Source organism: Streptomyces kanasensis (assembly GCF_043077165.1).
GTDB lineage: Bacteria > Actinomycetota > Actinomycetes > Streptomycetales > Streptomycetaceae > Streptomyces > Streptomyces changanensis.
This window is the reverse complement of record NZ_JBIBSF010000009.1, coordinates 1-25,307: the sequence shown is the minus strand read 5'-3', so window position 1 is coordinate 25,307 and position 25,307 is coordinate 1. Positions and strand designations below refer to the sequence as shown.

Here is a 25,307-nt window from a genome sequence, read left to right as displayed (position 1 = left end):
GCTGCCCCGTCCCGTCGCCGGTCGACACCCTGGGGAATGAGGGCCGTCGCCGGGACGGGGTGGCGCTTTCCTACCTGACACCCGTCCGCGGGTGGCTAACCATCTTGCGCACCCTGGCGAACCCTGGCGAATAGTCGCCACCCCCATGGCGGCGGGCTACTGTCAACTCAGCCGAGAACCTGGGGGCTTGACGTGACAGGACAACCCAACGCCCGCCTCTGCGACCTGTTCGGCCTCGCCGGCTGGTCCAAGGGCGAACTCGCGCGGCTGGTGAACCGGCAGGCGGCGGCCATGGGCCACCCGCAGCTGGCGACGGACACCTCGCGGGTGCGGCGCTGGATCGACATGGGGGAGATCCCGCGCGATCCGGTGCCGAGGGTGCTGGCGGCCCTGTTCACCGAGCGACTCGGCCGTGTCGTGACCATCGAGGACCTCGGTTTCGTACGGCACGGGCGCGCCGGGAAACGGCGGGACGTCAGGCAGACCGACAACCCTGACGAGCTGCCCTGGGCGCCCGAACGCACGGCCACGGTCCTCACCGAATTCACGGGAATGGACCTCATGCTCAACCGACGCGGCTTGGTGGGCGCGGGTGCCGCACTCACCGCGGGCTCCGCCATCGCCAGCTCCCTGCACGACTGGCTCCGTACCGACCCCCGGAAGACCGACACCCCCGGCCACCACCTGTCCGACCCCCTGCACGCCGACCCCGCCGGACACGACCGCTACGAGGCCGCTCCCATCGGGTGGCAGGAGATCGACGAACTGGAGACGTCCGTCGAGGTGTTCCGCGCCTGGGACGCGGCCAGGGGCGGCGGCCTCCAGCGCAAGGCCGTCGTCGGCCAGCTCAACGAGGTGGGCGGGATGCTCGCCTACCGCCACTCCGAGCCCATCCAGCGGCGCCTGTGGGGCGTCGCCGCCAACCTGGCCGTCCTGGCGGGCTGGATGTCCCACGACGTCGGCCTGGAACCGACGGCGCAGAAGTACTTCATCATCGCCGCGCACGCGGCCCGCGAGGGAGGCGACCTCCCCCGCGCGGGCGAGGCCCTGTCCCGCGCGGCCCGCCAGATGGTCCACCTCGGCCGCCCCGACGAGGCGCTGGACCTGATGCAGCTCGCCAAGTCCGGTTCGGGCGAGCAGGTCCTGCCCCGCACGCAGGCGATGCTGCACACCATCGAGGCGTGGGCCCAGGCCGCCATGGGCCGCGGCCAGGCCATGCGGCGCACCCTCGGCGAGGCGGAGGACCTGTTCGTCTCCGACCGCGGGGACGTCCCGCTGCCCAGCTGGATGCAGACCTTCAAGAACGAGGACCTGTACGGCATGCAGGCGCTCGCCTACCGGACGCTCGCCGAGCACGAGCCGGCCGCGGCGAAACAGGCGCAGTACTACGCCCAGAAGGCCATGGAACTGCGCGTCGACCACCGCAAACGGTCGCTCATCTTCGACCACCTGTCCATGGCCTCCGCCTGCTTCATCGCCGACGACCCGGAGCAGGCCGACCGGTACGCCCGCCTCGCCCTGTCGGCGATGGGCGCCAACTCCTCCCAGCGCACCTGGGACCGGCTGCGCGAGATGTACCGGCTCACGGCCCGGTACGCGGACTACGCCAAGATCAAGGACCTGCGGGAGCGCATCGAGGTGGCCCTGCCGAAGGACCAGGCCAGGAAGCTCGGTCCGCGCTCCGTCTAGCCGGGACGGCCACCGGCCCGCTCCCGGCACCCACCCGCACGCCCACCACCACAGCCATCCCCACGCACGCCCGCCGTCCCCCACAGACGGAGGCGCGGCCGGCTTACGACGGGTCGCCGATCCTGGCGACCACGACGCAGGCGTCGTCCACGCGCTCCCCGTCGCCGAACTCCTCGACCACCGCCCGCACGCACTCCTGCGCGTCGCGTGCCCGGGCGAACCGCGGGGCCAGTCCCAGCAGGCGCTCCGTACCCGGCGTGTCCTGTCCGGGTCCGGCCGCGCCGCGGGTGAGCCCGTCCGTGTGGAGCAGCAGCACGTCACCGGGGCGCAGCCGGGCCTCGGCCTGCTCGTAGGCGGAGCCCGACGTCGCGCCCAGCAGGACGCCCTTCGGGGCGGTCAGCGCGCACCCCGTCCCGTCGCGGAAGAGCAGCGGGGCGGGGTGCCCGGCCTGCGCCCAGCGCAGCGTCCGCGTCCCCGGTGCGTAGCGGCAGCACAGGGCGCCGGCGAGCGCGGGCTGGGCCGAGGACTCCATCAGCCGGTTCAGGTGGCCCAGGAGCGCCCCCGGCTCGATGCCGGCGACGGCGAGCCCCCGCAGCGCGCCGAGGAGCATGGCCATGGCGGACGTCGCGAGGACCCCGTGGCCCGTGAGGTCGCCGACGGAGAGGAGCACGTCCCCGTCGGGGAGCTCCAGCGCGTCGTACCAGTCGCCGCCGATGCGCGTGCTGCTGGCGGAGGGGAGGTAGCGCCCGGCGAGGTCCAGTGGTGCGGAGGTGTCCCCGGCGAGCGGCAGGAGGCCGCGCCACGGCGGCAGGACCGCCTCCTGGAGCTCCACCGCCGCGCGGTGCTCGGCGTGTTCGACCTCGCGCCGGCGGCGCAGCGAGTCCCCCGACTCGCGGACGGCGCGCTCGCTGCGGCGCAGTTCGCTCACGTCCCGCAGGACGGCCCACATGGACGCCGTGCGACCGTCGCCGTCGAGCACCGGCTCACCGACCATGTGCAGCGTGCGCACCCGGCCGTCGGCCCGTACGACGCGGAACTCCCCGTCGATGGGCTTGCCGTCGACCAGGCAGCCCGTCACCAGCTGGGTGAGCCCCGGCTGGTCCTCCGCGAACACCACCGACGGCAGCTCGTCGAGCGACATCGGGCCCGCCGCGGGCGGGCGCCCGAAGATGGCGAACAGCTCGTCGGACCACCTGACCTCGTCCGTGAGGAGGTTCCACTCGGCGCTGCCGACACGGCTCAGCAGGGAGCCGGTGGCCGCCTCCCCCGACGGGCGGCCGTCCCGGGCGCTCGCCCCCGAGCCGTGGGCCCCCGCCACGCCCTGGGGCGTGAGGTGCTCGGGGGCGCCGTCCCTGAGCTGGCCGAGGTGGGCCCGCAGGTCGTCGAGCTGGTGGACGGCCAGGTCGCACAGGGCGCGCCGCCAGCGGAGCCGGGGGTCGTCCTCGTCGGCCCCGGCGTCCCGCCGCACGGCGTCCACCTCGCCGCGCAGACGGCGCGTCTGCGAGATGAGGGCGTCCACCGCGCCGCGCTGCGGCGGCTGCGGGTGGGGACGGTCCGCGAAGAGGGGGGACGGCATCTGGTACTCCGATACGGGCGCGGTGGCCGGGGCCTGGAGAGCAAGGACCGGCTATCGACTTTGACACAGCTCAGGACCGGTCGTAAGGGATTTCGCCACACTCGATCCGGTGGTGCTCACGGCATATGCCTGCGGCCGACGGGCTTCCGGCCACCCTGGCCGGATCCCTTGTGACGCACCCGCCGGACCGGCGCTCCGGGGCCCGGCCGCGACCCGTCGTGCCACCGGAGGTGAACCGGCGCGAACCGGGTACTCAACACCCCCGGGGCGCGCGTCCGCGCGCCCCGGGGACCAGGACGGAGGGACGCAGCCGTGACCGCACCCCAGGGCAAGAGGATCGTCGTCACCGGTGCCACCGGGAACGTCGGGACGAGCGTCGTCACCGCGCTCACCGCGGACGACCGGGTCGCGTCCGTCCTCGGGCTCGCCCGCCGGAGCCCCGACTGGTCACCGCCCCGCACCGAATGGGCGCGGGCCGACATCGAGAAGGACGGGGACCGGGAGCTCGCCGAACTCCTCGCCGGCGCCGACGCGGTGGTCCACCTGGCGTGGGCGTTCCAGCCCACCCACGACCCGCTGGCCACCTGGCGCACCAACGTCCTGGGCGGCATGCGCGTCTTCCGCGCGGTCGCCGAGGCGGGCGTGCCCGTGCTGGTCCACGCCTCGTCCGTCGGGGCCTACTCGCCGGGGCCGAAGGACCGGTACGTCGACGAGTCCTGGCCCACCCACGGCTGGCCGGAGGCCGCGTACAGCCGCGAGAAGGCGTACCTGGAGCGCGTGCTGGACGGCTTCGAGGCGCGCCACCCGGAGATCCGCGTGGTCCGCCTCCGCCCCGCCTTCCTCTTCAAGGAGGCGGCCGCCCTCGAACAGCTGCGCATCTTCGCGGGGCCGTGGGTGCCCGGCCGCCTCGCGAGCCCCCGGTTCCTGCCGGTCGTGCCCGACATCGAGGGCCTGCGCTTCCAGGCCCTGCACACCGACGACGCCGCCGACGCCTACCGCCGCGCGGCCCTCGACGACGACGCCCGCGGCGCGTACAACCTCGCGGCGGAGCCCCCCGTCGGCCCGGAGGAGCTCGCCGCCCTCCTCGACGCCCGCGTGGTCCGCCTGCCGCGCCCCGCCGTCCGCGCCGCGCTGAGCGCCGCCTGGCGGCTCCGCCTGGCGCGGTCCTCGCCGCAGCTGTTCGACGCCTTCCTGCGGCTGCCGCTCATGGACGCCTCCCGTGCCCGCGACGAGCTGGGCTGGCGGCCCCGGTACACCGCCCTGGAAGCGGTCGGGGAACTGCTCCGGGGCCTGCGCGAAGGGGCCGGCATGCCGACCGCGCCCCTGCACGGACGCGGGGGCCGCTGACCGCTCGGCCCTGTGCCCCGGCGGCGCGCCGGCCGCCGGGACGAGAACCGCGCGTCACCGGCGGTCGGCCGTCAGCGTCAGCCGTCGGCCGCCGCGGCGTCCGTCAGGGTGAACAGCCCGCCGTCCGGGTCGCGCAGGGTCGCCTGCACCCCCGGCTCGTGGGTGATCACCGTGCCGCCGTGCCGCAGGGCGACCGTGACGCCCCGCTCCACGTCCGCCACGGGGAAGTGCACCTGCCAGCGCGGCCGGATGGCCGGGTCGGGCGCCTCGCCCAGCGCGCCGGACGACAGCCGCGCCACCGCCCGGTCGCCGCTGCGCAGCACGACCTCGTCGCCGACGTACTCCACGTCGCAGCAGCCGGGCCGCCCGCACGCCCAGTCGAGGATCTCCCCGTAGAAGATCGCCGCGTCGAACGCGTCCCGGGTGTGCAGCCGCACCCACGCGGGCGCCGCCGACCGCCACGCCTCCCACCCGGTGGGCAGCTCGCCCTCCCAGATGCCGAACACCGCCCCGTCGCGGTCCGCCGCCAGCGCCCCGCGGCCCAGGACGAACGCGACGGGACCGACCGCGACCGTCGCGCTGCGCTCCCGGATGCGAGCCGCGGTCTCGTCCGCGTCCCGCACGGCGAAGTACGGCGTCCAGGCCACCGCCACGTGGAAGGCGGACGCCAGCGCGCCGATCCCGGCGACGGCCCGGCCGCCGGAGAGCGCGACGCTGAACCCCTCGCCGAGCCGCGCGGGGCGGAACTCCCACCCCATGACGGCCCCGTAGAAGTCGTGCGCCGCGCGCAGGTCCCGGGTCATGAGCGTGACCCAGCACGGCGCGCCGTAGACCGTGCTGCTGGATGTCGCCGCCTCTGTCGCGGCAGGTGTGGGTTCTGTCGTCATGTGGTGCCAACCGTCCCGGTGTCGCCTCGCGCGTCGCGTCCGCACTCCATCCTTCCACCGTTTACACGCCGAATGCCCCTTTCGCCTCCTTTCATCGCACCGACGCACCGACGCACCGACGCACCGACGCACCGGCGAAGCGGCGTGCCGCGCCAGGACGGAACGGGAGCGCGGCAAATGCCCTCTACGGTGGCGGATCAGTGTTTCCCCCCGAAAGGCAGTGGTGAGAATGGCCGTCGGCGCGCCCCGCGTCACCGACCGCGACGACGAGGACACGGGGCGGGGGGACGGCCCGCCGCCCACCGGGCGCGCGGTGCCGGCGGCGGTCCTCGCCCTCGCCGCATTGCCCCTGGGGCTGCTGGTGATGGCCTCCGTCCTCGGCCGCCACGTGCGCCCGGGAGCGGACGAGTGGTGCTTCCTGCCCGTGGTCCGCGACCACGGCATCGCCGGCCTCGTCGAACAGTTCTACGTCACCGACAACGGCCGCCTCGCCAACGGCCTGCTCGTCGGCCTCTACGCCGAGTTCCCCGTGGCGGGGCACCAGTGGTACGGCCCCGTCAGCGGCGCCCTGATGCTCGGCCTGCTGTGGGCGCTCACGGCCCTGCTCCTGCGCCGCGCCGGGCTCGCCGCCCCGCGCGGCACGGCGCTCGCGGTGGCCGGGATGACCACCGCGGTGTTCCTCTTCGCGACCCCCAACACGTACAAGACCTTCTACTGGCCCGCCGCCTCCGTCTCGCACACCCTCGCCCCGGTCCTGGCCGCCGCGGCCGCCCTGCCGCTGCTGCGCGCCCGAGGCCGTCGCGGCCGGATCGCGGCGCTCGTGACCGTCCTGTTCGCGGGGGTCTTCATGGGCACCCTGTCGGAGGAGGCCTCGGTCGTCGCCCTCGTCGTCCTGGCCGCCGCCGTCGTCCTCGCCCCCCTCGTCCTCGTCGAGCGTGTCCGGCGCCCGTTCCGCGTCTGGGCGCTGACCGGGATGGCGGGTGTCGCGGTCGGCACGTTGCTGCTGGTCACCTCGCCCGGGTCGCGCAACCGCAGGGAGCGCTACGACGCCGAGACCGTGTCCATGCTCGCCCCCGACTCCCTCGTCACCTCGCTGAAGCTGTTCGCCCGGATCGCGGAGACCGTCCTGACGACCTGGCAGTACGCGGGGGCCGTCGCCGCGGGCGTCCTGCTGGGGCTGCTCGTGCGGCGCCGCCCGGGCGCGGGCCCCGGCGTCCTGCTGCCCTGGCGGCCGGTGCGGCTGCTCTCCCTCGGCGCCCTGGTCGTCCTCGTCTGCGGGTACCTGTGCACCGTGATCACCTACCCGGTCTTCGGCACCCGGGTCCTCACCACGGAACGCACCTGGAACGACTACCTGCTGCTGTACGTGCTGCTGCTCGTCGCCGCGGGCGCCGCCCTGGGCCGGTCCGTGCGCCGCGCCCGGCGGCCCGTTCTCCTCGCCGCCGCGGCCGCCTCGGCCGCCGTGTGCGCCGCGACCGTCCTGGGGCTGGCCGTGCCGCTGCACCACCTCGGCGACGACATGCGGGCGCGCGCCGAGCGCTGGGACCGGCAGGACCACTACCTGCGGGAACAGGCCGCGAGCGGCGCCCGGACCGCCCCGTACACCCCCAACTCCGTCGCCCGGATGCTGGAGCCGTTCGGCGCGGGCGGCAAGAAGCGGTGGCCGGCGGGGTGCGTCGCCGACTACTACCACCTCGACCGGGTCACCTACGGCGGACCGACCCCGTAGGCCCCGTCCGGGAAGACCCGGCGGGCCGGCGGTGTCCGGCGGGCCCCCGGGGAGCGGGCCGTCCTGTCAGGGGCGGCCCGCCCGGGCCGCGGACCGGCCGGCGCCCGGCCGGCGCCCGGCGTCCCGCTCGGTCTCACGCACCACGTAGTGCGGGCGCCGTTTGGCCTCGTGGTAGATCCGCCCGACGTACTCGCCGATCACGCCGAGCGTCGCCAGCTGCACCCCGCTCAGCCCCACGATGGCCGTGATCAGCGTCGCGTAGCCGGGGGTGTCGACCCCGTCCAGCAGCGCGTTCGCCACGATCCACAGGGCGTAGGCGAACGCCGACAGGAACAGCCACAGCCCGGTGTGGATGGCCAGCCGCAGCGGCCGGCTGTTGAACGACAGCAGCCCGTCGATGCCGTAGTTCAGCAGCCGTCTGCCGCCCCACTTGGAGGCTCCGGCGGCCCGCTCCACGTTCTCGTAGCGGAAGCTCACGGTGTCGAAGCCGATCCACGAGAACAGGCCCTTGGAGAACCGGTTGCTCTCCGGGAGGGTCAGGACCGCCTCGACGGCGCGGCGCGACAGGAGCCGGAAGTCACCGGCGCCGTCGACGACCTCGACGTCCATGAACCGTCGCACCAGGCGGTAGTACGTCCGGCTGAACGCCCTGCGGACCGCGCCCTCACCGGACCGGTCGCGCTGGGCCACCACCTGGTCGTAGCCGTGCTGGTGCAGCTCCAGCATGCGCGGCAGCAGCTCCGGCGGGTGCTGGAGGTCGGCGTCCATCAGCACCACGGCGGCGCCCCGCGCCATCCGCATCCCGGCGAGCATCGCCGACTCCTTGCCGAAGTTCCGGCTGAAGGACGTGTACCGGACGCGCGCGTCGGCGCGGGCCAGTTCCCGCAGCCGGTCGACGGTCGCGTCGCGGCTGCCGTCGTCCACGTAGCAGAGCTCGAAGTCCGCCCCCGTCGGCTCCAGCGCGGCCAGCACCGCCTCGTGGAAGACGTCGATCACCTCGCACTCGTCGAAACACGGAACGACGACCGAGATCTCCACCATTGCTGACCCACTCCATGCACGCCGATGCGGGACGCCCCTCCGGTACCCGCCGCACGGGGAAGATGCGGGCCGGGCCGCCGAGGTTGCCTCCACCTCGCTACCAGCGCCGCACACCCGCGCGCCCGCCACCACCCGGGTCACCCACCCGGGTGCCCCCGCACCGTCCGTGCGGCCGGGGCCCCCGCGCGTACGCGTACGGCCCCGGCCCCCCTCACGGGGGACCGGGGCCGGGCATCGGCGCTCACGGTGTCCGCGCGGAGGGCGGCGGGATCATCCGCCGGCCGCCCGCGCGGCCCTCCTCACCGCAGCGCCCGCAGGAGGGCCTGTGCCGGCTCCGCGGTGCGGAGCGGGGTCTCGGCCTCGTCGGTACCGGTGTTGCCGTAGGACTGCTCGGAGTGGTTGCCGAGCTGCGTGCTCACCCGGTCGTCGCCCACGGCGGAGGCCGCCGGTGCCCAGGCGCCCACGGCGACCGCGGCGAGACCGGCCGTGGCCAGCACCTTCTTGATCATGGTTCATCCTTCGTGTCGGGGACCCGGTCCCCGGGTCCCCCTGCCCAACCGGCGACCGGGCCGCACGTCACGCGGAGAACCGCGTGCCGGCCCGGCATTCACCCGTTCGCCGCCCTCCGTCGCCGCGGGGAGGCCCCGGGGAGGGGCCCGGCGGACGCCGGCCGGCGGGACGGGTGCGTGTCCCGCTGGGATGACCGCCAGTGAAGCGCGCGCCGCCCGCACCGGGAAAGAGGGAAACCCCTGGCCCACCCCTACACCCCCCTCGCCGCCGCGTACGACGGGTCCGGACGGGTGCCCGGGGGCTCGGCCGAGGGCCCGCGGGCGGGCCCGTCCCGGGCGCCCGCAGGGGTGGTCAGCCGATGGGGAGGGCGGGCAGGGCGCCGATGGGCAGGCCGCCGAGGAGCCCGCCGCCGAGCCCGCCGCCGAGGAGCCCGCCGCCGATCGGCAGCCCGGCCGGCTTGCCCGCGTGGGCGCCCTCGCCCTGCGCGGGGGTGCCGAGGAGGCCGGTGGCGTTGAGGTCGGACACCACCGGCGCGCCGACCGACGCGGGCGGCGCCTCGGCGGCCGTGGCGGGGACGGCGGCGGCCATTCCCGCACCGGCGATGCCGGCGCAGACCGTGAGGAGGCGGGTGCCGGTACGGATGCTCATGCGTCGCTCCTGATGTGAGGTACACGAAGTACGTGAGGTACGTGAAGTACGGGCGGGATGGGTGGTCTTCCAGCCGCGATGTGCAACGACCGGCGGGAGGCGACGACACGGTCCGAGTGCCGCACCACCCCTTGAACTTGGTCTAGTCCAATGCCAAGCTGCTGGTGAGCCGCCCCACTTGTGTCCCCCGGGGAAAAGAAGGGACCCCCCACATGACAGCGAGAACGTTCACCCGCCTGGCGGCGGTAGCGGCCACGGTGCCGCTGCTCGTCGTCCTGACCCCCACTCAGGCGAGCGCCCACGGCACCATGTACGGCCCGGTCAGCCGGGTCGCGACGTGCTACGCCGAGGGCCCGGAGCACCCGGACACCCAGGTCTGCAAGGACCTCGTCGCGACGAGCGGCACCCAGCCGCTCTACGACTGGAACGAGGTGAACATCGCCAACGCCAACGGCCAGCACCGCCAGCTGATCCCGGACGGCAAGCTCTGCTCGGCCAACCGGGAGAAGTACAAGGCGCTGGACTGGGCGCGCACCGACTGGGCCGCCACGCCGGTCTCCGCCGGCCCGCTCGCCTTCAAGTACCGCGTCACGGCCGCGCACCCCGGCACCATGACCGTCTACATCACCAAGGAGGGCTACGACCCCACGAAGCCCCTGAAGTGGTCCGACCTCGACGAGAAGCCGGTGGCCGTGGCCAACGTGGCGAGGACGGCGCCGAGCGGCTGGTACGAGTTCGGCGGGACGCTCCCCGACCGCACCGGCCGCCACCTGCTGTACAAGATCTGGCAGCGCAACGACAGCCCGGAGGCGTTCTACAGCTGCTCGGACGTCACCTACGCCAAGGCCGCGGCGGCCGCACCCCAGGCCCCCACGGAGAAGCAGATCGAGGCGGGGCTGTCCAAGTCGACCGTGAGCCACCACGGCCACGGCGGCGACCTGCCCGGCGAGCAGCGGACCGTCCTGCCCCAGACCCTGGCCAGCGTGGCCGCGGTGGGCATCACGGCCGTCTGCTTCCTCTCCACCCGCCGCCGCAGGACCGACTGACGGCGCGGCCGGCCGGCGCGTGACCGCCGGGCCGCGCGCCGGACCGGCCGGCGCGTGCCGGCCGGTGGCGGGGAGCCACCGGCCGGCACGCGCGCGTGGGGTCAGCGCAGGAGCGAGCGGGCCGTCGGCCCGAGCCGCAGCACCTGGGGAGGCGCGGTCAGCTCCCGCTCCAGGGGGCCCAGCACCTCGTCCCGCGCGCCCCGGTCCCCGTGCAGACGGGCCAGATGTCGCCGCCGGGCCGCCTCGTCGGGGTAGGGGGTCAGCGCGACGACGACGTTCTCCCCGGTCCGGACCGGGAGCCGGGGGAAGGTGTTGGCCGCCGGCTCGGTGGCCAACGCGGCAACCGGCGCCGGGCCGGTCCGCCGCAGCGCCGGCAACAGCCCGTCACGGACCAGGTCGGCGCCCTCGCGCCGACCGGGCGGGAAGGACCACACCACGGCCGACACCACACCGCCCGGGTCCGGGGCCCCCACGGCCGGCCGCGGCGCCACGCGCGCGGTGGGGCCCGCCCCGGCGAGGGGCCGCAACAGCAGCACGTCGTCCGAGGACACCATCGTGGCGTTGGCCGCCGGCCCGTGACGCTCCCAGACCGGGCCGCCGTAGAAGGCGCCCAGCCCCCGGTGCCGCTCCTGCATGTCGCGGAAGCCGCGCAGCCAGACGAACCGGTCCGGGTCGTCCAGGTCGCGGAACTGGCCGAGGACGGCCATCCCCACCTCCTCCTGGGGCTCCACGAACTCCCGGTCGAACAGCTCGACCAGCTCGTCACGGCGACCCGGCCGCAGCGTGTACTGGCGCAGCTCGACCACCGACGGACAGCGGGGCCCGACGGCGGGCGCCGCCGGCGCCCCGGTGGCGGGCAGGGGGGATTCGGGCACGGTGGTCTCCTCGTCGACGCCGGTGTGCGGCCCGACGGTAGGGGAGGGGCGTGCCAGGGTCTGTCAGGGTTCCCCGGCACAATCACCGGCATGTCCGCCGGCCGTCTGCTCTCGTTGTTGCTGCTGCTCCAGTCCCGCGGCCGGGTGACGGCCCGTGACGCCGCGCAGGAGCTGGACGTCTCCGTCCGCACCGCCTACCGCGACCTCGCCCGCCTGCGCGAGGCCGGGGTGCCGCTGTACGCCGAACCGGGACCCGGTGGCGGGTACGGGCTCGTCGACGGCTACCGCACCCGGCTGACCGGCCTCAGCGAGGGCGAGGCGCGCGCCCTGTTCCTCGCCGGGCTGCCCGGTCCCGCGGCGGACCTCGGGCTCGGGGCGGAGGTCGCGGCAGCCCGTCTGAAGCTCCTCGCCGCCCTGCCGGCGGGGCACCGGCAGGAGGCGGCGAGGACCGCGGCGGTGTTCCACCTGGACGCCCCAGGCTGGTACCGCGCGCCCGAACCCGCCCCGCACCTGCCGGTCCTGGTCGACGCGGTCCTCGGCCGCCGGGCGGTGGACGTGCGCTACCGGCGGTGGCGCACCCCGCAGGAGGTGAGCCGACGGCTGCGCCCCTACGGGCTGGTGCTGAAGTCGGGCACCTGGTACCTCGTCGCGGCGGGCGGCCGGGTCGGGACCTACCGGGTCGACCGGGTGCTCGACGCCGTACCGACCGGGGAGGTCTTCGACCGGCCGGGCGACTTCGACCTGGAGGCGTACTGGACGGCGTACCTGGAGGACTTCACGGCGCGCCGCCACACCGGTACGGCGACCGTGCGGTTCTCCCCGCGCGGCCGGGCGAGGCTGCCGGACAACGCCCCGCCGGAGGTGGTGCGGGCCGTCGACGCCACGGCCGTGCCCGTGGGGGAGGACGGCTGGGTGGAGGCGGTCGTCCCGACCGAGGGCGTCGAGCACGCCTGCGGGGAACTGCTCCGACTCGGGGCCGACGTCGAGGTCGTCGCGCCCCCCGAGCTGCGCCGGGCGATGGCCGCCACGGTGCGCGCCCTCGCCCGCGCCTACGACACCGACCCGGCCCCGGCCGACCCGGCCCCGGCCGACCCGGCGGACGGCGCGGGGGCGGACGGCGCGGAGGCGGACGACGTCGGGACTCGCCACGGTCGGCGCAGCGGCCGCTGACGTACCGTCACGCGTCGGCAAGGAGGGCGGCGAGGGCCTCGGCGCGCCCGTCCAGGGACTGTTCCGTCCAGACCGTCTTGCCGTCGCGGGTGTACCGGGAACCCCAGCGGTCGGTGAGCTGGGCGACCAGGAACAGGCCGCGGCCGCCCTCGTCGGTGCTGCGCGCCCGGCGCAGGTGGGGGGCGGTCGTGCTGGCGTCCGACACCTCGCAGACGAGCGCCGAGTCCCGGATCAGCCGCAGCTGCACCGGGCCGGCCGCGTACCGGTAGGCGTTGGTGACCAGCTCGCTGACGACCAGCTCCGTCGTGAACGCGTACTCCTCCAGCCCCCACTCCGCCAGTTGGGACGCCGTCAGCCGGCGGGCCAGCTGGGCCGCCGTCGGGTCCGTCGGCAGCGTCCACGTGGCGACGTTCTCCGGCGGCAGCACGCGGGTGCGGGCCAGCAGCACCGCCACGTCGTCGGTGGGGCGGTCCGGCAGCACGGTCCGCGTCACCCGCCCGCAGAGCGCGTCCAGGTCGGGTTCGGCCGCGTCGAGCGCCGCGTACAGCAGCCGCAGGCCCTCGTCCACGTCGTGCCGGCCCGACTCGATCAGGCCGTCCGTGTAGAGGGCGATGAGGCTGCCCTCCGGCAGCTCGAACTCCGCCGCCTCGAAGGGCAGTCCGCCCAGTCCGAGCGGCGGCCCCGCCGGCAGGTCGACGAGGGCCGCCCGCCCGCGCGGAGTGACCAGGACGGGCGGCGGGTGCCCGGCCCGCGCCAGCGCGCAGCGGCGCGAGATCGGGTCGTACACCGCGTACAGGCAGGTCGCGCCGACGATCTGGTCCCCGGTGACCGGGCCGGTCGCCTCCTGCTCCCGGGCGATCCGGCCGACGAGGTCGTCCAGCTGGGACAGCACCTCGTCCGGCTCCAGGTCGAGCCCGGCGAGCGTGTGCACGGCCGTGCGCAACCGCCCCATGGTCGCCGCCGCCGGCACGCCGTGGCCCACGACGTCCCCGACGACGAGCGCGACCCGGGAACCCGACAGGGGGATCACGTCGAACCAGTCCCCGCCCACCTCCGTGGCGCCGCCCGCCGGCAGGTAGCGGTGCGCCACCTCGACCGCCGGGTGCTCCGGCACGTCCGACGGCAGGAGGCTGCGCTGCAACGACAGCGCCGCCTCGCGCTGCTGCGTGAACCGGCGCGCGTTGTCGATGGAGACGGCGGCCCGCGCGGCGAACTCCGCCGCCAGCGTCAGGTCGTCGTCCTCGAACGGCTCGGGCCGGTACGCCCGCCACAGGCTCACCACCCCCAGCAGCACCCCCCGGGCGGTGAGCGGGACCGCCATCATCGAGTGGGCGTCCGAGGCGTGCCCCGCCGCCTCCGGGGCGCCACCGGCCGCAGTCGCGCCGACCACCGCCTCCCGGACGGGCCGCCGTTCGCGCAGGGCGCGCGCCTGGGCCGAACCGGGCGCGAAGGCGTCCTCCCCGTCGGCCCGCCGGGCGGCCGGCGGCGGCTCGGACGTGACGCAGGCCAGCGCCACCCGGCACAGCCGCCCCGAGGCGCTGCGCGCGGGCTCCCAGCCCCGCACCACCGACTCCAGGAGGTCCACCGCCACGCAGTCGGCGAGGCCCGGCACCGCCACGCGGGCCAGCTCCTCGGCCGTCCGGGTGATGTCGAGGGTGGTGCCGATCCGCGCGCTGGCGTCGTTCAGCAGCGCGAGCCGCCGGCGGGCGAGCTCCCGGTCGGTCACGTCCTCGATGAACTGGGTGACGCCGAGCACCTCCCCTGCGGGGTCCTCCATGCGGAAGGCCGACACGGCGACGACCCGCTCCCGGCCGGGCGGATCGGTGCGCAGGCGGCAGGGCTGCTCGGTGAAGATGAGCGGACGGCCGGTCTCCAGCACCGACCGCAGCCCCCGTTCGGCGGTCAGGGCGTCGGGCGCGACCAGGAAGTCGCCCATCCGCAGGCCGCGGATGTCCTCCGCGGACGCGCCACCGAACGTGGCGATGGCCCGGTTGACCCGCAGGATGGACAGGTCGGGGCCGTGCACCGAGACCCCGATGGGGCAGCGGCGGAAGATCCCGTCGAGCAGGGAGCGGTCCGTCTCCCACTGGATGACGTCGTCCGCCGGGGCGCCCACGAGGAACCACTCCTCGCCGTGCCCGGCGCGGACGACGAGCCGGGACCGGAACCCCATCCGCAGCCGCCGCCCGTCCCGGCGCCGCACCGGCAGGACGCCGAACCAGCCGCCCCCGGCGACGCACGCGCCGATCGCCGTGACGGCCGCCGTCCGGTCCGCCCCGTCCACCAGCACCTCCAGCGCCCGCCGGCCGATGACGTCCTCGGGCCGGTACCCCAGCAGCCGTTCGGCGAGGGGGCTCCAGCCGACGACCGTGCCCCGCCCGTCGAGGACGGCCGTGGCGGCGCGGTGCAGCGCGAAGGGGTCCTCCGGGCTCTCGCTGAACGTTCGCAGCGGCGTGTCCATCGCCATCACCCTCGTACGGGAGGCCGGCCGCGGCCTTTCGCGGCCGGGGTCCGGCGGGCGGGTGCCCGCGGTCCGGGTGCCGGGCGGGGCCGTTCCTTCCGGCCCCACCGGCTCAGCTGGGGGAGGGCGTCAGGACGACGAAGTCCGCGCCCGCGGGGTCGAGGCAGACGGCCAGCCGCCCGACGCCCTCCGCGTCCTCGGGGCCCATCTGCACGCTGCCGCCGGCCGCCGTGACCCGGGCGACGGTGGCGTCGCAGTCCTCGCTCGCGAAGACGGGGTGCCAGTAGGGGCGGCCGCCGGTCGGCTGCAGCTGCTCCGCCGGCAGCTCCATCAGACCGCCGTGCATGCGCTCCTCCGGCAGGTCGGCCGGTGTGATCAGCGCGTACGTGCCGCCCCCGCCGGGCAGGTTCATGTCCTGGGTCCGCCAGCCGAACAGGTCGCCGTAGAACGTCTTCGCGGCGGCCGCGTCCGTCGTGTACAGCTCCACCCACGACAGCGACCCCGGTTCGTCCACCGCGTCGAGGCCCTTGTGCGTCCCGGGCTGCCACACGGCGAACTGTCCGCCCTGCGGGTCGGTGTACTGCGCCATCCGGCCCTCACCGTCGGCCTCCGTCGGCTCCACCCGCACCGAGCCGCCGGATCGGCGCACCGCCTCCGTCGTCGCGTCGGCGTCCCGCGTGCAGAAGTAGATCATCCACGCCGAACGGGCGCCCTCCTCGGAGAGCGCGCCGAGCCCGGCCACCGTCTTGCCGTTCAGCTGGAAGAAGCCGTAGTCACCCGCCTCCTCTCCGAAGGACCGGTACTCCCAGCCGAAGACGGACCCGTAGAACGCGGCCGCGGCGCCGACGTCGGGCGCGCCGAGGTCGAGCCAGCAGGGGGATCCGGGGACGAAGTCGGTGGTGATCACGGCGCGGTTCCTTCCGTCACGGGCGGGGAGGGGCCGCGGGTGCGGCGGGGCCCACGGGACCAGCGTCGCACCGCCGCCCTCCCCCCGCGCCCCGTGACGGACGAACCGGTGACGCCGAAGCGGTCAGAAGGAGTGCGGGTGGCGGAAGAGCCGCGCCGGGTCGTAGGCCGCCTTCACCCGCGCCAGGCGGTCGGCGTTCGCGCCGAAGTAGGCCCGGCGCCAGTCGCGCAGCGCCGGGTCGGTGTAGTTCTGGTAGGCCCGGCCGCTCGCCCACGGGCGCATCGCGTCGTACGTGCCGTCCAGCCACGCCCGGTGCCGGGCGACCGTGCCCGCCGCCGCCCGGTCGGGCCACGAGACGATGTACTGCGCCAGGAAGAGCGCGTCCCGGTGGACGAACGCCGTGTCACCCGGCCGGACCCGGTTCACCGCGCCGCCCATGGCGTCCAGGGCCACGCTGCCCGCCCCGCCCCCACCCAGCCGGGCCAGCCGCTCCACGCGCGCCAGGAGCGCCGCGACCCCGTCGGCGGGGACGGCCCGCGTGTAGAAGTCGGAGCGCGCCGCGTACGACTCGCGCGCCACCTTGCCCTGCGCGGTGCGGCCGGGCAGGTCGCCCTTCTGGTGGGCCTGCGCGATCGTCCACCCCGACACGCCGCCCATCACCTTCATCGCGTCCATGAAGGGCCGTGTCCGCACCGAGGACGACGAGGGCGCCGTGCCGACCGCGTCGGCGAGCCGGTCGAGCCGGTTCTCCAGGTCCGCGCGGCCCGTGAGGGCCAGGCCCCCCACCCGTACGGCACCCGGCCGCCCGCCCACCGGGGCCGACAGGTGGAGATTGGCCCAGATCCCGTCCGGCGCGGTGGGCGCCCAGCGCTGCCACTCCCGGACCACGGCGGCCGCCCGGGCCCACGGCCAGCGGAGGAAGAACGTCGTGCACTCCGGGGCCGCGTGCGTCCGCATCCGCAGCTCCGTGACCACGCCGAACCGGGCGTTGCCGCCGCCGCGCAGCGCCCAGAACAGGTCGGGGTCGTGCCGGGCGTCGACGTCCCGCACCCGACCGTCGGCCGTGACGATCCGGGCAGCGGTCACGTTGTCGCTGGTCAGCCCGTACGCCCGGCTGACCACGCCGATCCCGCCGCCCAGCGCGAGCCCCGCGACGCCCACCGTCGGGCACGAGCCGGCCGGTACGGTCCTGCCGCGGGCGGTCAGCCGGTCGTACACGTCGATCAGCTTCGCCCCCGCGCCGATCCGCGCCTCGCCCCCCGACAGCGTCACCGACGCCATCCGCTGCACGTCCACCACGAGCCCCGGCCCCGACGACCAGCCCGCGTACGAGTGGCCGCCGCTGCGCACCGCCACCGGCACCGCGTGGCGGCGGGCGAACTCCAGGCAGGTCCGCACGTCCTCGGGCCGCGCGCAGTAGGCGACACCCGCCGGGCGTACGGCGTCGAAACGCGGGTTGAACAGCGTCCGCGCGGCGTCGTAGGCGCGGTCACCCGGCCGCACCAGCGACCCGTCCAGACCCCGCGCCAGGGCAGCCCAGTCCGCGGCCCGCGCCGGCCTGCGCGGCGTGCGCGCGGGCCGACGCGCCACGCGTCCCGCCGCGGGTGCCGGCGACCCGCCCCCCGCCCCCGGCGGGACGATCCCGGCCGTGAGGAACGCCCCCGACAGGGCCGCGGCACCCGCGCCCAGCACCCGCCGCCGGCTGCTCCCGCCGGCCACGGAGGCCGCCCCACCGCTCCCCGGGGCCGTGCCACCGTCCTCCCGGCCCGTGCCGGCTGCCCCGCGCCCCCGCGTCCGCTCCATCGTCCTCGCCCCGCTGCTTCCGTCGACGTCGTCTCGCCGTGGAGGATGAGCGGACGGCCCGTCAGGTTCCCCGGCCCGCGGGCCGGGTGTCCGACGCGGGGCGCGGAGCGGTCAGGAGGCGGTCTCCAGCGCCTCGGCCAGTTCCTCCAGCGCCTCCAGCAGCTGACGGGCACCTGCCCGTACGACCGGGTCGACCTCGGGTCCCGCCGCGTCGAGCGCCGCGCGGACGTCGCCCCAGTCCGGCACCCGCCCCTCGCGGACCTCGCCGGCACCGTGCTCGGCAGCCCGCCGCACCGCCTCCGCCAGTGCGGCGGCGCCGGGTGAGGTGGCGGCGGCGGGGTCGGGCAGGTGGGCCTCCAGGAGCATCGCCGCCCGGGCGAACCGGGCGAGGGCCGCGCCGGCCGCGTCGGCGGCCGTGTCGGACAACCCCCGGTGCCGCACCGGTTCGTGGGCCGCGCGGTCGACCGCCTCCTGCCAGGAGAGGCGGGCGGCCCGGGCGCCCAGGAGCGCCTCGCGCACCGCCCCGCGCGGCGGCAGGTCCGGACGCGCGTACCGCTCCAGCACCTCGGACCCGTACCGCCCCGCGGCCACCAGCCACTCCGCGAGCCGGGCCCGCAACCGGGGCGTCTCCCAGGCCGGGTAGAGGGCGTACGCCAGCATCGCGAGCACCCCGCCCAGCAGCGTCAGCACCACCCGCTCCGGGACCGTCTGCGTCCACTGCTCGCCCGCCATGCCCAGCAGGAACACCACGTACGCCGAGATGCACACCTGCGCGGCGGCGTACCCGCTGCGCATCAGCAGGTACGCCCCGAACGCGCTGGCCACGGCGAGCGCGGCCGACGTGTACGTGCCGGGGCCGGTCACCCGCACCACCGCCGTCGCCAGCGCCACGCCCACCAGCGTCCCGGCGAACCGGGCCACCGAACGGGCGTACGTCTGGCCGAAGTCCGGCCGCATCGACATGACGGCGGCGAGCGGCGCCCAGTAGCCGTGCCCGAACGGCAGGGCCGTGCCGAGGAGGTACCCGGTGGCGGCCACCGCCGTGAGCCGCACGGCGTGCCGCAGGTACGGCGAGTCGTGCCGCCGCAACTCGTCGCGCACGTCGCGGGCGACGACCGGGACCAGGCTGACCAGGCTCGGCCGGGTGCGCAGCTCGTCGGGGCCCGGCCCGCGGCCCGTCGGGGCGGCCGCCTCCACCACGTCCTCCAGGAGCGCCGCCAACCGCGCCGCGGCCCGCCGTGCGGGGGCCGTGCCGAGCAGCGCCCCGGTGTCGGGCGTGCGCAGCGCGGCGAGGGCGCCGGGCGGCACGTCGAGCGGGGTGCCCGCGCGGATCGACCGGGCGGCCGCGTCGAGCACGGCCCCCGCCGCGTCGAGCAGCTCCCGCACCCGGGCACGGGCCGGGCCCTGAGGCGGTACGCCCACCGCGGGGTCGGCGAGCGAGGCGAGGACGGGCCGGACGCGCTCGGCCACCCCCCGGGCGCCGTGCAGCTCGGCGGGGCGGCGGCGCGCCTGGCGCGGCGTGACCGCCGCCGCGCTCCGGGCGGTCATGAGCGGGACCGGGTCGAAGGGCGCGTACGGGTCGTGGCGCAGCCGCCGCGCGTAGTCCGCCTCCGCCGCCAGGGCGTCGGCGAGAGCGTCGCGCTGCGGGCCCCAGCGGCGGACGGGCAGCAGCACGATCAGTCCCGCCTGGACGAGGCCGCCCGCCGCGATGACCAGGGCGTGCACCGCGGCGTCGGCGACCGACGTGGGCAGGGTGACGGTCACGAGCATGATCGCCACGTTGGACGAGGCGATCAGCCCGGCCGTCGGCCCCGCCCTCCAGGCCAGCCCCGACAGGAACGTCCACACGACCAGCAACGCGAGGAAACCCACCAGGTGAGCGGCGCACAGGTAGCCGGCGAACGTCGACACGGCGAGGCTCGTCCCGGACACCAGTGCCAGCGTCGGCCGGGGCCGCCAGCTGCGCTGGAACGTGGCCATCGCCGCCTGGAACGCCCCGAACGCCGAACTCGCCGCCATGCCGGGCCCGCCCAGGGCGAGGCTCGCCGCGACGACGAGGGCCAGCCCGGCGGCCGCGCGCAGCGCGACGAGCGGCTCCAGCCGCCCCCGGCGTACGGCGAGGCCCGAGCGGGCGGTCGCCCCGAGGGCGCGCAGCCACGTCATGGCACCGACGTTAGGTCGTGTCCGCCCGGTCTCCCGCCCGCCGGCCCGGGTGTGTCGGGGGCGGGGGCGTACCGGCTCCCGTCCACGGGTACCCGGCGGGGCCGACACCGACATGGGAGGCGACATGAACGACCACGACGCCGCACGCGACGACGCATCCCGCGGGCGGGCCGCGGACCGGGCCGCGGACCGGGCCGCGGAGCGGGCCCGCGAGCGGGCCGCGGAGGCACCGGGGGCCGGCTCGGGGGCCGAGCGCGACGCCGGGCGCCGCGACGTGCCCGGCACGGCGAGCACCGCGGAGGGCTACCGTCCCGGCGAGGGCACGGCGGGCGGCGAAGCGCTCGCGGGGGTGGAGAAGGACCCCCGGGAGGACGACCGCGAAGGGTGAGCGGGCAGGCGGCGCCCCTGAGGGCAACCATCACCGGCCCGCGCGGGTCGAAGCGCGTGGACCGATGAAAGGGGCCCGCCATGGGGACCGACGACACGAGGCCGTCCGCGACCGCCGTACGGCGCCCGCGCGTGCTGCTGGCCGCGGGCGCCGCGGCGCTCGCCGTCCTGGCCGGCCTCCTCCTCCACACCGCGACGTCCGCGGAGGCCGAAGCGGACACCCGCGGTCACCGGCTCGCACCCCCCGACCGGGTGGGCGACTACCGGGCGGAGCGCGTCTTCCGGGACACCCACGTCGGCAGGATCCGCTGCTCCGGGCAACCCTCCGACACCGACTGCGAGCCGTACGCCACCGAGGTCCGGGGCATCGGCATCACGCCCGGGGCCGCCGGCAGGATCGTCCGTGGGGCGGTGGGCGGCGGAGCCCTCTACCGGCGGGGCGAGCCGGACGCGAAGGACGCGTCGTACCTGAGCTGAGGACTGCAGGGCGAGGTTCCCGACCCCGGCGCGGCCGTGGGCCGGATGTTCCGCTCCCTGCGCGCGAACGAGCACCCCTCGTTCCGCTTGGGAGCGCGGGACGGGCCCGCCGCGGTCCTTCCCCCTCCCCGGTTTCGCAGGGGCGGTCATGACCTGCCGCCGTGTCACCGTCAAGGAGACGGCCACGGACCCCGCACACCGCAGGACCGAGGAGGAGGTGTACCGCGTCCGGGCCGACCACAGCACGGTCGCCTTCGTGAACCGTCCCGGCGGCTCCCTGACCGAGGCCGCCGACCTCACCGCCGAGCTGTACCGGACCGCGCGCGTCCGCCGCTGACGCCGCTTCCCGTCAGCGGGCCGCCCCGAGCGGGCGGCGGCCGGTGAGGCCCGCCCGGTCCGCCAGGTCCAGGGCCTCCCGCAGGGGCTCGTCGGACACCCCGCCGGGGCGGGCCGCCGCCAGCAGGGCCGCGACGGCCCCGCCGTCGGCCGCGCCCTCCTCCGCCCGTGCCAGGAACGCGGACAGGGTCTCGGTGAAGACGGCCTCCTGCCCGGGCGCCATCCCGTCACGGCACTCCCCGAGGGCGGTGGCGAGGAACTCGTCCGCGGTCCCCGCCCACGCGGCGGTGCCGATCATGCCGTCCTCGCACAGCTCCTCCGGGTACGCGATCCGGTGCCAGGCGCCCCCGTCCCACCAGTACACGAAGCCCAGGAGGTTGCCCGCGGCGTCGTCACGCAGCCGCTCCCACGGCAGCCAGTCGGGCCCTCCGGCCAGGAAGTCGATCTGTTCGCCGCCCACGTGGGTGTGGCTCCCGTCGGGGTCCTGGCCGCAGATCACCGCGCGGTCGGCGTCGAGCAGCGTGACCCGCCACCAACCGCCGGCGCCGGTGGTGTGGCACCACACCCCCTCGTCGTCCAGGTCGTGTTCCCTCCGCCGCGAACAGGCCCGCTCCAGCAGGGCGAGCGTCACCGCCCGCGCCCACACGCGGGCGGGGCGGTCCAGGTCCTCGGGCAGGCTCGGCACGTGCACGGGATGCGTTCTCCGCGTTCTCTTCGTCGGGTCGTCCGGCGCCAGCCTGGCACGCACGCCGACGGCGCCGCGCGCGGGGGTCCGCGGCGGCGCCGTGTCGGAGGTGCGGGTCGGCGGTGTGCCACCGACGGTGAACGGGGGTCAGAGGAGGGGGCCGAGCGGTCCCAGGTCGATGTTCAGGTCCTCGGGGGTGAGCCCGAACTTGTCGCGGAGGACCTCCATGCGGTCCTCCAGCAGCATCAGCGTGAGACCGATCCGCTCCTCCTGGTCCTCGCTCAGTTCCCCGCTCTCCACCCGGCGCAGCGCCTGCCGCTCCATCAGCTGGCGCAGCAGCTCGACGACGGTGAGGACCAGGCAGGCCAGGTCGCGCTCGACGCTGTCGGGGTCGAGTTCCACGCGGCGGCGCGGCTCGCCGCCGCTCACAGCGGCCGCCCCCACGGCGACGGCACCTCGGCGCTGACCGAACTGATCAGGGCCTTCAGGTCGACGCGCACCAGGTCCACGTCGGCGATGCTCAGGGTGAGGTCGCCCCCGATGACGACCCCGCCGGCCAGCAGCCGGTCCAACAGGTCGACCAGGGCGACCCTGCGCTGCTCGATGCTCACGCCGGGTCCTCCTCCGCGATCCCGGCGAAGGAGTACGGCGCCCACGGCCCCGTCAGCTCGACGCGCACCCCGTCCCCGGAGGACTCCCCGACGAGCCCGACGAACGCCTCGCTGCGGTCCCGGCCGACCAGGTACGCCGCGTTGAGCACGTTCACCCCGGCCGTGCCGCCTGCCAGGCGCGGGTCCTGCGGCTGGTGCAGGGCGGCGGCCTCGGCGTGGCCGGAGAGCCGTTCGTGCAGCGTGCGCGCGACCGCGTCCGCGCGCCGCATGCCGTCCTCCCGGCCGTTGCGCTCGCGCAGCCGGCGCCGCAGGTAGTCGCGGCCGGAGCCGGCCGCACCCGCGGCGCCCGCCGGCACCGGCTCCCGCGTCGCGGGAGCCGGCGCGTCGGCCACCTGCTCCGCGTACACCTTCACCCCCCACTCGACCCGCCCGTCCAGCCGGTCCAGCGCCCGCACGAACCGGTCGTGCCCCTCCTGGAGCAGCCGCCGCACCCCGCTGTCGTCGCGGCACACCGTGGCGAGCCGCAGCGGCAGCGGGGAGGTGACGGTGGTCAGCGCGGCCAGCACCGCGTCGTGGCCGCGAGCCGTGTCCGCCAGCCAGTCCAGGTCCTCCAGACGGGCGCGCAGCGGCCCCTCGTCGAACTCCTCCGCCGGCACCGAGCCGACCACGGCGACCAGGTCGTCGTGGTGGAGCAGCCGGGGAGGGTCCCCGGCGATCCCGGCGGCACCCTCGGGGAGGACGCCGTCGAAGGGCCGGCACACGGCGTACACGTACCGCAGACGCGGGTTCGTCGGGGTGGTCATGACGTGCGCTCCTCCAGTTCGGTGAGACGGCGCCGCAGTTCCGCGTTCTCACTCGCCAGCTCGTCGCGGCGGGCGTGCGAGGAGAGTGCGGGGTCGCTCTCCCACCAGTCGATGCCCATCTCCTTCGCGCGGTCCACGGAGGCGACGACGAGCCGCAGCTTGATGGTCAGCAGCTCGATGTCGAGCAGGTTGATCCTGATGTCGCCCGCGATGACGACGCCCTTGTCGAGGACGCGTTCGAGGATGTCGGCGAGGTTGGCCCCGCCGCCGCTGTCGGACGGGTAGGAGGCCGGCAGGCGGCCGGGGGTGGTCATGTCTGTCTGGTGCCCTTCTCCAGTCGGTCGAGCAGCTCGTCCTCCTGGCGGTCGAAGGTGGCCTCGTCGATCTCGCCGGCCTCCAGCCGCTCGGCCAGGCGGGAGAGTTCACGGTGGACGGCCGCCGGGTCGTAGTACTGCCGCTCCGCCTCCTCGACCACCTGGCGCAGTACCCAGGCGGTGCCGCGCAGTGGCGCCGCGGGCAGCATGAGCAGCTCTCCGAGCAGGCCCATGGCGGCTACTCCACGAAGCTGTACGGCGGGAGCGGCCCGTTCAGCTGCACGACGAGGTGCCCGTGTTCCTTGCGGAAGGCGTCGACGGCGGCGGTGAACTCCTCGGCCCTGTCGCGCTCCACGAGGAAGGACAGGTTCGCGAGGCGGCCGGTGTCGGGGGCGGGCCGGCAGTCGGCGGCCGCCTCCTGCAGGGCCTCCTGCACGAGGACCGAGTCGTGCGCCTCACGGGCGCGCACCGCCGCCGCGACGCGTTCGCCGAGGGCCAGCTTCTGCTCGTAGGAGCCGCCGCCGGCGGACCGGCTCTCCTGGCTGAGGGCGCGCAGCTCCGGGTTGTCGATGAGGACCTGGTGCAGCACGGCCTCCTCGTCGTGGACGGCCTTCACGTTGTACTCGACCTTGCCGTCGAGCGCCCGCAGCCGCTCCAGGTAGTGCGACTCGCGTTCGCGCAGCACGGCGAGGACGGCGTCGTCGTCGGGGGACACCCCGCCGAACCGCAGCGGCAGTACGGTGCCGGCCGAGCCGGCCTCGGCGAGCACGCCCTGGTGGGCGAGCAGGTCGCGCCGCTTGGGCCGCAGGTCCTCCGGGGCGTCGCTGACGAGGGCCGCCAGTTCGCCGTGGGTGAGGACGCGCACGGGGCGGGGCGGTTCGCCGATGCCGTCGGCCTTCTCCGGGAGCGCGGGGTGCGACCGCCGGGTGATGCCGTAGACGTAGGTGCTCACTTCTCCTGCTCCTCCTTCTTGCCGGACGACGACGTGGACCGGGACGACGACGTGGACCGGGACGACGACCGGCCGCCGAGCGTGTCGGAGAGCGACTGCGCCGCCCCCTGTATCGCGCCCTTGGTCTTGCCGCGCGCGCCGGACTCGGTCATGCCGTCGACGAGTTCGGGCAGGCCCGGGTTCTTCCGCGGGCCGGACTCCAGGTCGAGGCGGTTGCAGGCCTCGGCGAAGCGCAGGTAGGTGTCGACACTGGCGACCACGACGCGCACGTCGATCTTGAGGATCTCGATGCCGACGAGCGAGACGCGGACGAACGCGTCGATGACGAGCCCGCGGTCCAGGACGAGTTCCAGGACGTCGTACAGGCCACTGGAACCGCCGGAACCGCCCGGGGCGGTCCTTGCCTCAACAGTCATGTGCTTGCTCCGTCTCTGATCGGTGGTCAGCGGGACCGGTCATCGGCCTTGCCCCGCTCGTACCGGCGGACCCGCCGGTACCCGGTGAGTTCGCCCTCCTCGTCGAGCTCCACCTCGTACGAGGCGAGCAGACTGGTGGTGTCGGGGATGCGGGACAGTTCGACGACTTCGACGGTCAACCGCCAGCCGTCGTCCGTGCGCTGGAAGGAGGACACGGACTCGGGGGCCTGCCCCGTGAGTTGGGAAAGCTGCTCACAGGCGAGGCGCAGGGTTTCTGATGCGTTGGCCATGTCTGCCTCCGGGTTGCCGCCCCGCCGGTGCGCAAACCTGGGGCGGAGACGACGGCGGCGGGGCCCCCGGGGGCGGGGGGCCCCCCCCCGGGGCCGGCCGGCAAGCGTTGCGGTGCGTGGGCACGGCCCCCGGCAGCCCGCGGAAGACGGGGAGCAGGGACACCCCAAACACCACCCCCGCCCC

26 protein-coding genes and 1 pseudogene are annotated in these 25,307 nt (G+C 75.9%); 8 read left to right on the top strand and 19 right to left on the bottom strand.

Annotated elements, in window-relative coordinates; translation table 11 throughout:
* The first annotated feature begins 192 nt into the window (after positions 1 to 192).
* The gene (locus ACF053_RS21925; RefSeq protein WP_391955459.1) at positions 193 to 1,689 is read left to right on the top strand and encodes a DNA-binding protein NsdB; all 1,497 of its coding nucleotides are present in this window, start codon (positions 193 to 195) and stop codon (positions 1,687 to 1,689) included.
* 103 nt (positions 1,690 to 1,792) lie between these two features.
* Here the strand turns inward: ACF053_RS21925 and ACF053_RS21920 are convergent, their stop codons facing one another.
* A complete protein-coding gene (locus tag ACF053_RS21920; protein ID WP_391955458.1) occupies positions 1,793 to 3,265 on the bottom strand; it encodes a PP2C family protein-serine/threonine phosphatase in 1,473 nt (490 codons plus the stop codon).
* A gap of 312 nt (positions 3,266 to 3,577) precedes the next feature.
* Here ACF053_RS21920 and ACF053_RS21915 point away from each other — a divergent pair, with 312 nt between their 5' ends.
* On the top strand, positions 3,578 to 4,612 hold the full coding sequence (locus tag ACF053_RS21915; protein WP_391955457.1) for an NAD-dependent epimerase/dehydratase family protein: 1,035 nt from the start codon (positions 3,578 to 3,580) through the stop codon (positions 4,610 to 4,612).
* Positions 4,613 to 4,689: 77 nt separating this feature from the next.
* Here ACF053_RS21915 and ACF053_RS21910 read toward each other — a convergent pair whose 3' ends face one another.
* Positions 4,690 to 5,499 (bottom strand): VOC family protein, encoded by an 810-nt coding sequence (locus ACF053_RS21910; protein WP_391955456.1) that lies wholly within the window; start codon positions 5,497 to 5,499, stop codon positions 4,690 to 4,692.
* Between the two features lie 229 nt (positions 5,500 to 5,728).
* On the opposite strand from ACF053_RS21910, the gene ACF053_RS21905 reads away from it, so the two are divergent.
* The gene (locus tag ACF053_RS21905) at positions 5,729 to 7,228 is read left to right on the top strand and encodes a DUF6056 family protein (protein ID WP_391955455.1); all 1,500 of its coding nucleotides are present in this window, start codon (positions 5,729 to 5,731) and stop codon (positions 7,226 to 7,228) included.
* 66 nt (positions 7,229 to 7,294) lie between these two features.
* Here ACF053_RS21905 and ACF053_RS21900 read toward each other — a convergent pair whose 3' ends face one another.
* The 3 genes from ACF053_RS21900 to ACF053_RS21890 form a co-directional block, all read right to left on the bottom strand.
* Positions 7,295 to 8,269, bottom strand: a complete 975-nt coding sequence (locus ACF053_RS21900; protein ID WP_391955454.1) for a glycosyltransferase family 2 protein — start codon at positions 8,267 to 8,269, stop codon at positions 7,295 to 7,297.
* Positions 8,270 to 8,568: 299 nt separating this feature from the next.
* Positions 8,569 to 8,778, bottom strand: a complete 210-nt coding sequence (locus ACF053_RS21895) for a hypothetical protein (protein WP_391955453.1) — start codon at positions 8,776 to 8,778, stop codon at positions 8,569 to 8,571.
* Positions 8,779 to 9,130: 352 nt separating this feature from the next.
* Positions 9,131 to 9,427 (bottom strand): hypothetical protein, encoded by a 297-nt coding sequence (locus ACF053_RS21890; protein WP_391955452.1) that lies wholly within the window; start codon positions 9,425 to 9,427, stop codon positions 9,131 to 9,133.
* A gap of 212 nt (positions 9,428 to 9,639) precedes the next feature.
* Between ACF053_RS21890 and ACF053_RS21885 the strand changes: the two genes are divergently transcribed.
* Positions 9,640 to 10,473 carry a lytic polysaccharide monooxygenase auxiliary activity family 9 protein gene (locus ACF053_RS21885; RefSeq protein ID WP_391955451.1) on the top strand — a complete coding sequence of 278 codons (834 nt, stop codon included), beginning with the start codon at positions 9,640 to 9,642 and terminating at the stop codon, positions 10,471 to 10,473.
* Positions 10,474 to 10,574: 101 nt separating this feature from the next.
* Here the strand turns inward: ACF053_RS21885 and ACF053_RS21880 are convergent, their stop codons facing one another.
* The gene (locus tag ACF053_RS21880; protein WP_391955450.1) at positions 10,575 to 11,348 is read right to left on the bottom strand and encodes an NIPSNAP family protein; all 774 of its coding nucleotides are present in this window, start codon (positions 11,346 to 11,348) and stop codon (positions 10,575 to 10,577) included.
* A 90-nt stretch (positions 11,349 to 11,438) separates the two neighbouring features.
* On the opposite strand from ACF053_RS21880, the gene ACF053_RS21875 reads away from it, so the two are divergent.
* Positions 11,439 to 12,518, top strand: a complete 1,080-nt coding sequence (locus tag ACF053_RS21875; RefSeq protein ID WP_391955449.1) for a helix-turn-helix transcriptional regulator — start codon at positions 11,439 to 11,441, stop codon at positions 12,516 to 12,518.
* A gap of 7 nt (positions 12,519 to 12,525) precedes the next feature.
* Here ACF053_RS21875 and ACF053_RS21870 read toward each other — a convergent pair whose 3' ends face one another.
* The 4 genes from ACF053_RS21870 to ACF053_RS21855 form a co-directional block, all read right to left on the bottom strand.
* Entirely contained in the window at positions 12,526 to 14,979 is a 2,454-nt protein-coding gene (locus tag ACF053_RS21870; protein ID WP_391955448.1) for a SpoIIE family protein phosphatase, read from the bottom strand.
* 112 nt (positions 14,980 to 15,091) lie between these two features.
* A complete protein-coding gene (locus ACF053_RS21865) occupies positions 15,092 to 15,886 on the bottom strand; it encodes a VOC family protein (protein WP_391955447.1) in 795 nt (264 codons plus the stop codon).
* 123 nt (positions 15,887 to 16,009) lie between these two features.
* Positions 16,010 to 17,476, bottom strand: coding sequence for an FAD-binding oxidoreductase (locus ACF053_RS21860; protein WP_391955446.1), 1,467 nt, complete (start codon positions 17,474 to 17,476; stop codon positions 16,010 to 16,012).
* Between the two features lie 324 nt (positions 17,477 to 17,800).
* Complete coding sequence (locus tag ACF053_RS21855) at positions 17,801 to 19,852, bottom strand: FUSC family protein (protein WP_391955445.1); 2,052 nt, start codon at positions 19,850 to 19,852, stop codon at positions 17,801 to 17,803.
* Positions 19,853 to 19,976: 124 nt separating this feature from the next.
* On the opposite strand from ACF053_RS21855, the gene ACF053_RS21850 reads away from it, so the two are divergent.
* The 3 genes from ACF053_RS21850 to ACF053_RS21840 all read left to right on the top strand — a co-directional run bounded on the left by ACF053_RS21850 (position 19,977) and on the right by ACF053_RS21840 (position 21,053).
* Positions 19,977 to 20,240 (top strand): hypothetical protein, encoded by a 264-nt coding sequence (locus ACF053_RS21850; RefSeq protein ID WP_391955444.1) that lies wholly within the window; start codon positions 19,977 to 19,979, stop codon positions 20,238 to 20,240.
* A gap of 80 nt (positions 20,241 to 20,320) precedes the next feature.
* On the top strand, positions 20,321 to 20,716 hold the full coding sequence (locus ACF053_RS21845) for a hypothetical protein (protein ID WP_391955443.1): 396 nt from the start codon (positions 20,321 to 20,323) through the stop codon (positions 20,714 to 20,716).
* A gap of 148 nt (positions 20,717 to 20,864) precedes the next feature.
* Positions 20,865 to 21,053, top strand: coding sequence for a hypothetical protein (locus ACF053_RS21840; RefSeq protein WP_391955442.1), 189 nt, complete (start codon positions 20,865 to 20,867; stop codon positions 21,051 to 21,053).
* A 12-nt stretch (positions 21,054 to 21,065) separates the two neighbouring features.
* Here ACF053_RS21840 and ACF053_RS21835 read toward each other — a convergent pair whose 3' ends face one another.
* The 9 genes and pseudogenes from ACF053_RS21835 to ACF053_RS21795 all read right to left on the bottom strand — a co-directional run.
* Positions 21,066 to 21,743, bottom strand: a complete 678-nt coding sequence (locus tag ACF053_RS21835; RefSeq protein ID WP_391955441.1) for a hypothetical protein — start codon at positions 21,741 to 21,743, stop codon at positions 21,066 to 21,068.
* Between the two features lie 141 nt (positions 21,744 to 21,884).
* On the bottom strand, positions 21,885 to 22,181 hold the full coding sequence (locus ACF053_RS21830; protein ID WP_391955440.1) for a gas vesicle protein K: 297 nt from the start codon (positions 22,179 to 22,181) through the stop codon (positions 21,885 to 21,887).
* Complete coding sequence (locus ACF053_RS21825; protein ID WP_058940743.1) at positions 22,163 to 22,348, bottom strand: gas vesicle protein; 186 nt, start codon at positions 22,346 to 22,348, stop codon at positions 22,163 to 22,165. The genes ACF053_RS21830 and ACF053_RS21825 overlap by 19 nt, the downstream gene beginning before the upstream one ends.
* Complete coding sequence (locus ACF053_RS21820; protein WP_391955439.1) at positions 22,345 to 23,151, bottom strand: GvpL/GvpF family gas vesicle protein; 807 nt, start codon at positions 23,149 to 23,151, stop codon at positions 22,345 to 22,347. Before ACF053_RS21820 ends, ACF053_RS21825 begins: the two co-directional genes overlap by 4 nt.
* Complete coding sequence (locus ACF053_RS21815) at positions 23,148 to 23,465, bottom strand: gas vesicle protein (RefSeq protein ID WP_391955438.1); 318 nt, start codon at positions 23,463 to 23,465, stop codon at positions 23,148 to 23,150. The genes ACF053_RS21820 and ACF053_RS21815 overlap by 4 nt, the downstream gene beginning before the upstream one ends.
* Entirely contained in the window at positions 23,462 to 23,698 is a 237-nt protein-coding gene (locus ACF053_RS21810; RefSeq protein WP_391955437.1) for a gas vesicle protein GvpG, read from the bottom strand. Before ACF053_RS21810 ends, ACF053_RS21815 begins: the two co-directional genes overlap by 4 nt.
* A gap of 5 nt (positions 23,699 to 23,703) precedes the next feature.
* Positions 23,704 to 24,417, bottom strand: a complete 714-nt coding sequence (locus ACF053_RS21805; protein WP_391955436.1) for a GvpL/GvpF family gas vesicle protein — start codon at positions 24,415 to 24,417, stop codon at positions 23,704 to 23,706.
* A complete protein-coding gene (gene gvpJ, locus ACF053_RS21800; RefSeq protein WP_391955435.1) occupies positions 24,414 to 24,833 on the bottom strand; it encodes a gas vesicle protein GvpJ in 420 nt (139 codons plus the stop codon). Before gvpJ ends, ACF053_RS21805 begins: the two co-directional genes overlap by 4 nt.
* 26 nt (positions 24,834 to 24,859) lie before the next feature.
* Positions 24,860 to 25,141, bottom strand: a pseudogene (locus ACF053_RS21795) (gas vesicle protein GvpO); the annotation flags it as partial.
* Between the last annotated feature and the right edge of the window lie 166 nt (positions 25,142 to 25,307).